The following is a 12,221-nucleotide window of genomic DNA, read 5'->3' as shown; positions in this document are numbered from 1 at the left end:
TCGTCGACTACGTCAAGAAGGTCGGCACGCTGAACAAGCTGCCCGTGAGCGATTACTCGACGCAGAACTTCTACGACAAGACCGGCGCGCTTCAGCAATAAGCGAGTCGCACCCATCCCATCAAACCACTGATTCTCTGGAGTCATTCATGAATCACCCCGCATTTTTTCTCACCAGTCGCCGCGCAGCGCTTGTCGCCTTCGGCAGCGTCTCGCTGGCGCTTGCCGCCTGCGGAGGCGGCAGTAGTACCGCATCCGTCACACCGACCCCAGACACCGCCGAGGCGGCAACGCCAGCGGCGGGTGTAAAGCTCAGCCTGGCCATGGTCGAGACGACCGATCTGCATACCAATGTGCTGAGCTACGACTATTACACGACCAAGGACACCGACACCCTCGGTCTCGACCGCGCCGCTACGCTGATTCAGGCCATCCGCAAGGACAACCCCAACACGCTGCTGTTCGACAACGGCGACACCATTCAGGGCACGGCGCTGGCCGACTACCAGGCCACCGTGGAGCGCGTCTCGTGCGACCAGACCCTGGCCATCTTCAAGGCCATGAACTACCTGAAGTACGACGCCATGTCGGTGGGAAACCACGAGTTCAACTACGGTCTCGACTTTCTGAGCCAGGTCACGCACAACGCCAACTGGAACTCGCAGTACGCCAACTGCAAAGGGCCCGACTTCCCGCTGGTCACCGCCAACGTGTACAAGAGCGCAGATAAACAGGGGCTGTACGCCCCCTATACCCTGCTCGACCGCCAATTCACCGCCAGCGACGGCAAGGCTTATACGGTGAAGATCGGGGTCATCGGCTTCACGCCGCCGCCGATCATGCAGTGGGACAAACGCTGGCTCGAAGGCAATGTCTACACCGAAGGCGTGAAGGAAATGGCCGTCAAGTACGTGCCTGAAATGCGCAGCAAGGGCGCAGATGTGGTGGTCGCCCTGGTGCACGGCGGCATTTCCACCGCGCCTTACAGCCCCACGATGGAAAACGCCGCCTATTACGTGGCCGACGTACCCGGCATCGACGCGATGTTCATGGGCCACTCGCACAGCTACTTCCCCGACGGCAAGAACTACGCCAACATCACGGGCGTCGACAACGTCAAAGGCACCATCAAAGGCGTGCCCGCCATCATGGGCGGCTTCTGGGGCAACAGCGTGGGTCTGATGAAAATGGACCTTAGCTGGGACGGCAAGCAGTGGAAGGTCGCCAGCGCGACTTCCAGTCTGCAATCCATCAACGCCAAAGACGCCAGCGGCGCAGCGGTCATCATTCCGGCCGATCCTGCGATCAAGGCATTGATTCAGGCCGAGCAGGATGCAACGGTCAAATACGTCAACACGCCCATCGGTAGCACGCAGTACCGCATCGCCAGTCAGTTCACGCAGGTGGGCGATGTCAGCGTGGTGCAACTGATCAACGATGCCCAGATTGCTGCCTACAAGTCGTACGCCGATGCCAATTTGCCGCAATTTGCTAGCTTGCCCGTGTTGTCGGCGGCGGCGCCGTTCAAGATGAATTTCCGCGCTACCGGCTATACCGACATTCCTGTCGGCGGTGTGGCCATCAAAAACATGGCCGATCTCTACATCTACCCCAACACGCTGCAGGTGGTGAAGGTCACCGGGGCGGATGTGAAGCTCTGGCTCGAAAAGTCGGCGCAATACTTCAACACCATCGACCCCGCCAAAACCGCCGACCAGCAACTCATCAACCCGACGTTTGCCTCATACAACTTTGACGTCATTCAAGGCGCTGGGCTCACCTACCAGATCGACGTCACCCAACCTGTGGGCCAACGCATCGTCAACCTGCAAATGAACGGCGCGCCGCTCGACCCGGCAGCAGAAGTCATTGTCGTGACCAACAACTACCGTGCCAGCGGCCTGGGCAAATTCATCGGCAAGACCTTCCCGGATTCGAGCTATGTCATCTACGAATCGCCCGATGAAAACCGCGAGGCCATCATCGCCTACGTCAAGGCCCAGCAGACCCTGACCCGCGCGGCGAATGCCAGTAACCGCAACTGGAGCTTCGTCAAAACGACCGCTGCCGGCAAGGTTCTGTTTGAATCGAGCCCGAACGCCCTGCAGCTCGCCACTGACGACGGAATCACCAACGTCACGCTCGACTCCACCAAGCCGGACGGCAGCGCCAGCGTTTACCAGGTTCACCTCGACCGGTAAGCTGAATCTACAAAGCAAAACGGCGTGCTGTTGCACGCCGTTTTGCAATCTCACCGCCTGAAAGACCGTTTATTTCGGGCAGGTGGCCGTGCTGCCCGGCACTTTGCCGACCAGCAGCAGGAAGGACGAGAACGGGTCCATGGCGCGCATGGCCACCATCTTTGGCCCCTGGAATTCGAGGCGACCGAACATCATGGCCTTCATCGGGCCATATTCGCCCTTGCCCATTTCTTCCCACTGCTTGGTGTTGGCGTGCATCAGGAAGTCAACGTCGAAGTTGGGCTTGAGGGTGGGCGCGCCGCCGGAGACGCACATGGCCTTGTCGTTCTGTAGTTGCAGCTTGAGTTCAACCACGGTGTCTTTGCCGCAATCGGTGCGGTACATCTCCACCAGTTTGTAGCCGCGGCCCTTGTCGTCATGCATGAACTCGCCCTTCAAGCCGTTGGTCAGCTCGGGCGTGTTGTTCCAGGCGGTGCAGGCTTCGCTGGCCCATTGGGGCGACATCAGCACCGGGGTGTCGGCCCAGGCTGTGGCCGCCACGGAGGACAGGGCCAGACCGGCTGCCAGACCGAGGGCTTGCAGTGAACGGCGGGGGTTGAACAGTGTTTTCATGTGGTGTTGTCTCCAAGAGGGTTTGAAACGCTCGCGCAGGGGATGGTGATGGAGCCCTGCCGTGGCGCGACGACACGGCGACAGGCTGGATTTCAGGCGGAAGGGTCAGTCAGGCAACAGCTCCTGCGCGCGCTGAGCGAAGGCGTGCGCTTGTTTCTCGTCGATGAACAGACGGATGAATTTGACGCAGGCCTGCACGGCGGCGGCGCGGCCTTCCGGGGTATCTGGGTGTTGCTCGATTTTCTGCACCAGCCGAGGGGCCTGGGCGCCAAACTGTTCTTCGACGAGGGCGATGAGCAGGGCGTGGGGTGTCTGCTGCGGCGCGTCCGCGGCAAACAAGGAGGCGGGAGCGCCCGAGGCAGATACGGCGACGTTGCGCACCAGATAGCCCTCTTCGAGCAAGCCGCGCAGCGCTAGAAGGCAGCGCTCGGGGTCGGCGCCCGCTTTGAGCAACTCGACCACCCGCCGATTGCCATCCGCCATGATGAGCAGATTGCGCTGCCCAGGCGCCAGATGGTTGGCGCGCGTGGCCAACTCGTCTCGACCCTTCGGGGTTTTCTCAAGAATCCAGTTCAATGGCAAATCTGCAGACATCCACTCCGGGTGGGCGTTTGTGCGCCGCACCTGCCTCCTTTATTTGTCGCGCCTGAGAAGACTCGGTCGTGCGCGGTAGTGCAGGGAGTATGCCGATTTGTCGCCCGACTGACACCGGGATGAACCCGCAGAAAAAAGGCCCGCACGCGGCGGGCCAGGTTGAAACGTCTGCGGGATGCTCAGAGGGGGTGAATGAATCCGGCGTGGCCGAGCAGCGCGCCCAAACGCCACCGATCAAGGCGCAAAGCACAGCCGTGCCCGACGGCACGGCGAGCATTTGCAACGCAGAGCGGAGGTGTTTTGGCGCGAGGAGCGGACATGGCGGATTTGTTCACACCCTCTCAGACTTTGACGGTCTGCGGCAAGCCGGTGATGTAGCCCACGGCGGCGCCAAAGCCGTTTTCGTAGTTCTTGTCGATCAGCGGCTCCAGGGTCTGGAACACCTTGGCGTGCAGGCCGGTAGTGTTGGTCACGCCGTTGCTGGTGACGGTTTTGACCTCCCAATCGCCCGCATGCTGGAAGTTGCTCATCACGTACATCCAGCCGTTCACGTCGTCCACGCCTTGCAGGCCGGTGCATTCCGCCCCCGCCGGGGTGGACAGGATGCGCGAAAGTTGCTGGGTATCGACGTTGTAGGCCCAGAGGAAGTTGTTGACGTGCAGGCCGCTGTCTTCGCCGATGAACAGGGTGCGCAGTTTTTCCGCGAACTTGATGTTGTCGGGGTTGGCGATTTTGTTCGGGTTGGCGAGGTTGCCCAAGGCATCGGGCGTGGCGAGGTCTTCACCGATCAGCGCAGCAGGCGCGGCCATGTCCACCGGCACCCAGTCGCTGTTCATCGCGGCACCGCTGGTGTCCACTTGCCCTGCCTTGAGGTTGAGGGCGTACACCGCGCCAGCCTTCGGCCCGGCGACTTTGAAGCCGGGAATCGAGCCATCGACCATCGACGACTGGATGTAGGACATCGCCGAGTAGGCGATCTTGTCCTTGGCGTTGACGGTCGTACCTTCCATTTTGGTGAAGGCCATGGTGCCGCCCTTGAGCCCGGCGTAGCGGTGGGTTTCGAGGAACGCGGCGGCCTTCTCCTGACCGGGGACGAGCTTGATCCAGTTTTTCTTGCCGCCCAGCCAGACCTGGGTGTAGCTCGCATCGGAAGGATCGGCGGTCTTGACGTCCATGATGTTGGACGTTCCAGGTGTGGCTGCGGTGGCGGTAGCCTGCGCCAGGGCCAGCACCTCGTCGCTGGTGGCATGGCCGAGGTTGATCCACTTCAGGGTGAAGGCGCCGGTGCCTTGCCCCGACGGACTGGTCTGTGTGGCTTGGGCGACGTAGAGCGTGCCGGCCGACAGATCGGCTGCCTTGTCGGCGATGAACAGGAACAGGCCGCCGTTGGTGGCGTCGTCGCCCATCAGCGCGGTGCGCTGGTCGGGCATGACCTGGATGAGTTCATGCGAAATGCGGCCCAGGCAGTAATGCTTTTTCACCGTGCCGGTGCCGTCGGCGTTGACGGTGATTTCGGGCAAATGGCCGTAGAGGTAGGGATTGGCCTTGACCGGATCGCTCACCGCAGCGGCATCTCCGTAGAGATTGGTGATGAAGGCCTGGAAGCCGGTGTTTTTGGCAATGGCGGCGGCGTCAGGCTCGTACTCTTCACTGCTGAGATGCGTGCCCCAGGGGGACAGGCTGGCGCCGCAGGTGATCCACAGGCCATTGGCCGGGGCCGTTGGCACGTTGTAATACTTCACCAGACTGAGTTTGCCGGTGGCAGGGTCTTGGTCGAGCGTGAGCACGGCAATGGGCGACGGCAGTTTGCCGTAGGCCGAGGCGCCCGCCTGATCCAGGCTGGTGTACTCGAACTGCACCACGGCGAACACGGTATTGCCCTTCACACCGGCCACCTTGGCGTTCGGCACGGTGAGCAGGGAGGTTCCGTCGGGGGCGTCGGAGAAAAACTGGCGTGCCGACGCTGGCACGGAGTTGTCCATGATCGGGTTGCCGTTGATGTCGAAGTAGCTGCCGGCAATCAGGGTGCCCCCGTTGCCGTTGGGCACGGCTTGGCCGGTGATGAAGAACGGTTGATAACCGAGCTGGTAAGTCTGGCTACTGCCGTCGCTGTAGGCCACTTTGAGCGCAGAGGCGACGTTGGTGGTTGCCATGCTGGCAGGGTCGCTGATCGTGGGCGCAGCCATGGCGGTGAATGCGGCGGCCGTTGGGGTGGCGCTGGCTGCGGTAGCCGTAGTCGATCCGCCTCCACAGGCTGCGAGCAGGGCAGAACCGCCAAGACCGGCGCTCAGCGGCAGCAAGGGAGCGCCACCGAACAGCTTCAGGGCCTGGCGTCGTGAAGGATTGGCTGGGGATTGGGACATCGTGAACTCCATCAGGGAACGGCCGCAGACAAGATGGTTACGGCGCAACACCAAAAGTTACAGATCAAATGTGACAAGATGTTGAATCGTCCGTCGCGCCCTGCGCTTGAGCCCGACGGAAAGCGCCGGCGTGCGAACATGTCGGAATTGCTCCGCCTGCCGCCCACGACGATGTTGAAATTCCCGCAAGCCTCCTTCCCTCCCGAGAACATGGGCCGCCGACGCTGCCTGCACGCTGGCGCCGGACTGGCTTTGGGCGCGCTGCTGTCCCCTGCCGCCCTGGCGCAGAGCGCTGACGCATCCGCGCCGATTCCCGGCGCGAGCAGCACGCCTCCGGCCGCACCGGCGTCCTCCGCGCAACTGGGCGACTGGAATGCCCCTGCCGTGCAAGCGCTGATTGGGCGCATCGTCGAGCGCAACGGCCTGCCCGAAGCGCTGGTGGCGCGGCTGATCGGCCGGGCGCAGTACAGCGCGACGGTGGCCCGGCTCATTCTGCCGGGGCCGCCGGGCAAGAAAAACTGGCGGGTGTACCGCAGCCGGTTTCTCGACAGCCTGCGCATCGGCGCGGGCAGCGACTTCATGCAGGAATTCGGCGTGTGGTTCCAGCGGGCGCAGGAGCGCTACGGCGTGCCGCCGCACATCGTCGCGGGCATCCTCGGGGTGGAGACAATTTATGGCCGCAATATGGGCAACTTCCGCGTGGTCGATGCGCTATCAACCCTGGCGCTGCGTTACCCAGCGCAGGCGCCGCGTGACCGCAGCGCTTACTTCGGCGTGCAGCTCGGTGATTTTTTCCAGTGGTGCGCACAAGACGCACGCAACCCGCTGCAGGTGCGCGGCTCGTATGCCGGCGCCATCGGCATGCCGCAATTCATGCCCGAGAGCATCCTGCGCTATGCGGTGGATTTCGATCAGGGCGGCGGCATCGATCTGATCTCCGACCCCGCAGACGCCATCGGCTCGGTGGCCAGCTATCTGGCGGCCAAGGGCTGGGCGCGCGGCCAGCCTGCGCACTTCCCCTTGCAACTGCCGCCCGATCTGTCGCAAGCCAGTCTCGACACCTTGCTTGGGCTGGACATCACGCCGACCTTCACCGCCGACCAGCTCGTAGCGATGGGGCTGCCACTGCTGCCGCAAGCCCGCGCCTATGCGGGCAAGCTGGCCGTGGTGCAACTGCCCAATGCCGGAGCAGCGCCCGACTATGTGCTGGGCACGGACAATTTTTACGTCATCACCCGCTACAACCAGTCGGCGTTTTACGCGCTGGCGGTCATCGAGCTGGGTGAAGTGGTGGCTGCGGCGGCGGCAGCTCAATCTTGAGGCGTGGCGCTGAGCTGGCGGATACCCGCAAGCACGATGGTGCTGAGCTCGGCCACATCCTGACCAAAACGGCGCGCGGCGTTCAACTCGCCCAGATCAAGCGCGGCCTTGGCCTGGCGCGCGAGTTCATGGATTTCGGCATGCTGTTCGAGCAGCAGCGCGTAGCGCGGGTCGCGGCCGTAATACAGCCGCCCCTGACCGTTGAGCCACAAACCGAGGTGGCACTGGTTTTCCGCCGCCACGTCGAGCACATGATCGGGAAACGGCACCTCGCCGCGCACCGCCTGCTGCAACCGCTCCACCCGGCGTAGCTGCGCCACCTCGACTTCGTGCGGAAACTCGGTGGCGCGCAGATTGGCCGTGGGCCGCACCCAGGTCTGCACCCAGGTGGCCACGGCGTCGGCGGGCAGCGGGCGGGCGATGGCATAGCCCTGCGCCAGGGTGCAGTTCATCGCCGCCAGCACCGAGAGATGCTCCAGCGTTTCGGCGCCCTCGCCAATGACTTCCAGCCCGAGCAGATTGGCGGCGGTGACCACGGCGGAGACGATGGCGAAATCTTTCGGGTCGTTGACCATGTCGCGCACGAAGGACTGGTCGATCTTGATCGACTGCGCAGGCAACTGCTGTAAATAGGTGAGCGAGGCCGAGCCGGTGCCGAAGTCGTCGAGCGCAACGCTCAGACCGAGATCCTGGCAGCTTTGCAAAACCTGCCGGGCCTGCTCCAGATTGCGCAGCGGCGCCGACTCGGTGACCTCGAGCATCAGCCCGCTCGCGGGAAAACCGGGATGGTTGTGCAGCGCCTGGTGCAGATCCTCCAGAAACTCGGGCGCCAGCAGATGCTCGGCGCTGATGTTGACGGCGATATGCAGCTCCAAGCCCTCGGCACGCCACTGCACGCCCTGGGTCAGCGCCTGGTCGAGCACGAAGCGGCCGATGGCGCGCGCCAGTCGCCCGTGATCGAGCACGCTGGCAAAGTCGGCCGCCAGCATCTGCCCGCCCTGCTCGGTCTGCAGGCGGAGCAAGGCTTCGACGCCCACCACCGCGGGCCGCGCCGGGTCGCCGCCAATGGCCACGATGGGCTGGTAATTGAGCGACAGCCGCCCTTGCTGCAAGGCGGCCTCCACGCTTTCGAGCAAATTTTTCTGGCGCTGCGCCTCGCGCTCGAAATCGGATTTGAAACGCAGATAGCGGTCTCGCCCGGCGGCCTTGGCGGCATAGAGCGCCAGATCGGCGCGGCGCAACAAGGTTTCGGCATCGCCGCCGTCTTGCGGATACAGCGCGCAGCCCAGACTCACCGAAATCGACGCCTGCCGACCCACGCCCAGATCAAAAGGCTGGCGCAGCGCCGAGAGGATGCGCTGCGCCGCCGCTTCGGCCGCAGTCTCGCCGCTGCCATGGCCTTCAGTCAGCAGCACGGCGAACTCATCTCCGCCCATGCGGGCCATGACTTCACCTTCGCGCAGGATGGACTGCAGGCGCTGCGCGGTTTCGCGCAACAAGGCGTCGCCAGCCGAGTGCCCATAGGCATCGTTGACCTGTTTGAAGCCATCGAGATCGAGCAGGAGCAGGCCGAATTCGCCCTGACGGCTCCAAGCTGTTTCAAGCGCCACCTGAAGCCGCTCGCGCAATAGTGTGCGGTTGCCGACCGCCGTGAGCGGATCGGTGATAGCCAGGGTGCGCAGCCGCTGCTGCTGAACCTGCGCCAGCGCCTGTTCGCGGCCGATCTGACCCAAGGCGTAGCGATACAACACGGTGAGCAACAGCAACAGCAGCAACAGCCCGACCATCGGCGGCCAGATGGTGTGCAGGTATTGCGTCCACAGCAGACTGCTCGGCACCGAGACCGCCACCGCCAGATCGGGATAGCCCGGCAGCCGCTGCCAGCTGCCGATGCGCATCGAGCCGTCCGCCACGACCCAACCGTCGTAATGCGCACTTCGGGTCGCCGGCTGATCGGTCAAAGACCGGACGAACACCCCGAGCTGCGGCTTGGAAAAAAAAGACGCGTCTTTGGGCGCTGGCCAGCGGGCGAGCACATAGCCATCGTCGCGCGCCAGCACGGCGGCAATGCCGCTGTAAGGAAGCGCCGTGTTCGCCAGGGTTTGTTGCAGAAAAGTCTGGGTGCTGACCGCGGCAATGACGTAGAACGCTGGATGCGTCTGTCCTGCGGGAATCTCGCGCACCAGCGGGATCACCCATTTACCCACCAGCGGCCCGATCAGGGGCCGGCCGATGATGAGCTTGTTTTTTTGCGGCTGGGCGCGCAGGCGCGCCAGCGCATGCAGCAGATCGGGATAGTGCTGCAGATCGGGGAGTTTGTCCGAGCGCAGCGAGCTGCCCAGCAGACGGCCGTCGGCCGACACAATGTTGATGGACAGCGAACCCGGCAGCAGCGCCTGCCTGCGCTCGAGCAGAATCTGCAGCACTTCGGGGTGTTGCAGCAGATCGGCCTTGTCTTGAAGGTCGGAGCCGGTGGCTTCGAGCACCGACGAAAAGCCCTGGAAGTAAGACTGCGTGGCGCTCACCAGAAAACTGGAGCTGGTGTCGAGCGAGCCGTAGAGAATCTCGCGCTGCCCCCGCCAGGAGGTGACCGCATAGACCAGCGCGAGCACGACGAAAGTGATGAACAGCGTCCAGTAGGTGCGGCGAATCCAGTGCTGCACGATGGGCGTCGGCGCCAGTTGCGGCGTCTGACCCGAGGCAAACAGGGGTAGTTCGGTCTGCCGCTCCATCCCGAAAGTCTGGGTATCGGGTGAGGCGCCGTTGACGTTCGGCTCAGAAGTCATTCAATCGGGGTAGTGGACATGGTCGGGGCGGTTTCAACCCGGATTTTCCGTTAGGGCACGGGATGATGGCGAGGCGGGTTGGGGAGGGATTTGACCCTGCGCGACAAGCCCATAGCCGTCGCTATGGGCGCGAAGCGCGGGGGCGAAGACGCCCCAAACCGCCCGCCAGCGCCCGTGCAGGGGCAAAGCCCCGCCTAATGGAAAATCCGGGTTCAAGCTTGGTGCACTTTACCCTGCGCTGACAAACCACCACAACGCCCCATTCCCGGACATCGGCAGAGAGCCGCGGATTGTGTGAAAGACTTCACAATTCCTGCTCCAGCGGCACGGGCTGCTGGCGCGCGTTGAGCGCGACGTGAATCCCGGCGAAGATCAGCAAGGCCGCCCACAAGTGATACCAGTGGATGGTTTCATTGAGAAACAACCAGCTCAGCAGCGCGGCGAACAGAGGCGCCAGATTGCCGAAGTACGCCGGAATCTGCGCCCCGACCTTGCCCACCGCGCTGCCCCAGCACCAGTAAGCCAGCAGCGAAGGCAACACCGCCACATAGGCCAGCGCCAGCCAGACCGGGCCGCCCCAATGAGTCGTCTCACCGCCAATCCAGCGTTCGGCCAGCATGAAGGGCAGGATGGACAGCACGCCCCAGATCATCTGCGCGGCCAGCGAGGTCATCGGCGCCAGGCCAATAGGCCGCTGCCGCAGTTCCCAGGTGTAGATGGCCCACAGAAACACGGCCACGAGCATGATGAGATCGCCTGGCGCGAAGTGCAGAGCCGTAAGGTGCGCCAGATCGCCCTTGGCCACGACCAGCGCCACCCCGGCAATCGACAGCAAGGCGCCGATCCATTGCGCCCGCCCCACGGGCTGTTTGTAGAACGCCCCGCCGATGAGCAGGATGAACACGGGCGCGCTCGAAGTAATGAGCGAGACGTTGAGCGGCGTGGTGGTCTCCAGCGCCACGTATTGCAGCGAGTTATAGCTGCCCACCCCCAGAATGCCCATGACGGCGAGCGACTTCCACTTACTGCGCAGCACCGCCCGGTTGCGCCACAAATCGGGCCCGACGATGAGCAAGGCCAGCAGCAGAGCAAAAAGCCAGCGGTAAAAGCTCAGCGCCAGCGGGGGAATCTGCCCCACCATCAGCCGCCCCACTACGGCATTGCCGGCCCAGAACAGAGGCGGCAGGGTCAGCAGAAGAACGGTGCTTGGGTCTAGAAAGGAGTGGCTTTTGGATGGCATGGATGCATTATTTCAGTGCACCCGTAAACCTGCTCAACAAAGCGCATGCCGCAATGGGGCCGAGTGGCTGTCAGCCAGCGATCAGTCGTAGACCTCGGCCTGCGCCAGCCGCGGCGCCGCCGCATCCTTGGCTGCCAGATTCGGCTGGCCACCCGGCAGGTTCAAGCCCTCCAGCCGCCAGTCGATGGCCAGTTCCGGGTCGTTCCAGTTCACCGAGCGTTCATGCTCCGCGAACCAGTAGTCAGTGGTCTTGTAGAGGAAGTCCGCGCTCTCGCTGAGCACCACAAAGCCATGGCCGAAGCCCGGCGGCACCCAGAGCTGGCGTTTGTTCTCGGCCGAGAGTTCCACGCCCACCCACTGGCCAAAGCGCGGCGAGCTTCGGCGCAGATCGACCGCCACATCCCAGACCGTGCCCGTGACCGCCCGCACCAGCTTGCCCTGCGGCTTGACGAGCTGGTAGTGCAGGCCGCGCAGCACGCCCTGGGCGGACCGGGAATGGTTATCCTGCACGAACTCGACATCCAGCCCGGTGTCCAACGCGAAGATCTTGCGGTTGTAGCTTTCGAAGAAGAAGCCGCGGTCGTCGCCGAAGACCTTGGGTTCCAGAATGAGCACTTCGGGCAAGGCGGTGGGAATGACCTTCATGCCTTCTCCTCGGCCAGCAGGCGCAGCAGGTACTGGCCGTAGCCGTTCTTTTTCATGGGTGCGGCGAGTTGTTCAAGTTGGCTGGCGTCAATCCAGCTAGCGCGGAAAGCAATCTCCTCGGGGCAGGCCACCTTCAGGCCCTGGCGTTTCTCGATGGTGGCGATGAACTGCCCGGCTTCGAGCAGGCTGTCGTGGGTGCCGGTGTCCAGCCAGGCGTAGCCGCGGCCGAGGGTCTGCACCTGCAGCGTGCCCTGCTCCAGATAGACGCGGTTGACGTCGGTGATCTCCAGTTCGCCGCGCGGCGAGGGTTTGAGGCTGGCGGCGATGTCGCACACCTGGTTGTCGTAGAAGTACAGGCCGGTGACGGCGTAGCTGCTCTTCGGTTGGGCGGGCTTTTCTTCGATGCTGATGGCGCGGCCGGTCGTGTCGAACTCGACCACGCCGTAGCGTTCGGGGTCGTG

9 protein-coding genes are annotated in these 12,221 nt (G+C 63.6%); 2 read left to right on the top strand and 7 right to left on the bottom strand.

The features are described 5' to 3' along the window. Window positions 1–148 precede the first annotated feature (148 nt). Window positions 149–2,200, top strand: coding sequence for a bifunctional 2',3'-cyclic-nucleotide 2'-phosphodiesterase/3'-nucleotidase (locus AC2VLV_RS02240; RefSeq protein WP_486988454.1), 2,052 nt, complete (start codon window positions 149–151; stop codon window positions 2,198–2,200). Window positions 2,201–2,269: 69 nt separating this feature from the next. On the opposite strand, the gene AC2VLV_RS02235 is transcribed toward AC2VLV_RS02240, so the two are convergent. The 3 genes from AC2VLV_RS02235 to AC2VLV_RS02225 form a co-directional block, all read right to left on the bottom strand. Next, on the bottom strand, window positions 2,270–2,812 hold the full coding sequence (locus AC2VLV_RS02235; protein WP_486988453.1) for an SCP2 sterol-binding domain-containing protein: 543 nt from the start codon (window positions 2,810–2,812) through the stop codon (window positions 2,270–2,272). A gap of 105 nt (window positions 2,813–2,917) precedes the next feature. Further along, entirely contained in the window at window positions 2,918–3,388 is a 471-nt protein-coding gene (locus AC2VLV_RS02230; protein WP_486988452.1) for a hypothetical protein, read from the bottom strand. A gap of 359 nt (window positions 3,389–3,747) precedes the next feature. Next, window positions 3,748–5,769, bottom strand: coding sequence for a PhoX family protein (locus AC2VLV_RS02225; protein ID WP_486988451.1), 2,022 nt, complete (start codon window positions 5,767–5,769; stop codon window positions 3,748–3,750). A gap of 138 nt (window positions 5,770–5,907) precedes the next feature. On the opposite strand from AC2VLV_RS02225, the gene mltB reads away from it, so the two are divergent. After that, window positions 5,908–7,089, top strand: a complete 1,182-nt coding sequence (mltB, locus tag AC2VLV_RS02220) for a lytic murein transglycosylase B (RefSeq protein ID WP_486988450.1) — start codon at window positions 5,908–5,910, stop codon at window positions 7,087–7,089. Here the strand turns inward: mltB and AC2VLV_RS02215 are convergent. From AC2VLV_RS02215 to AC2VLV_RS02200, 4 genes are all read right to left on the bottom strand, one after another. Beyond that, entirely contained in the window at window positions 7,080–9,875 is a 2,796-nt protein-coding gene (locus AC2VLV_RS02215; protein WP_486988449.1) for an EAL domain-containing protein, read from the bottom strand. The two genes, mltB and AC2VLV_RS02215, sit on opposite strands and share 10 nt — an antisense overlap. A 304-nt stretch (window positions 9,876–10,179) precedes the next feature. Beyond that, complete coding sequence (locus AC2VLV_RS02210; RefSeq protein ID WP_486988448.1) at window positions 10,180–11,115, bottom strand: DMT family transporter; 936 nt, start codon at window positions 11,113–11,115, stop codon at window positions 10,180–10,182. An 81-nt stretch (window positions 11,116–11,196) separates the two neighbouring features. After that, entirely contained in the window at window positions 11,197–11,760 is a 564-nt protein-coding gene (gene rfbC, locus AC2VLV_RS02205; RefSeq protein WP_486988447.1) for a dTDP-4-dehydrorhamnose 3,5-epimerase, read from the bottom strand. Next, the coding region (locus AC2VLV_RS02200) for a sugar phosphate nucleotidyltransferase (RefSeq protein WP_486988446.1) at window positions 11,757–12,221 on the bottom strand (465 nt) is incomplete at its 5' end. The genes AC2VLV_RS02200 and rfbC, both read right to left, overlap by 4 nt.

It is taken from the genome of Thiomonas sp. TH-17, assembly GCF_057473305.1.
This window is presented reverse-complemented; position numbering and strand designations above follow the sequence as displayed.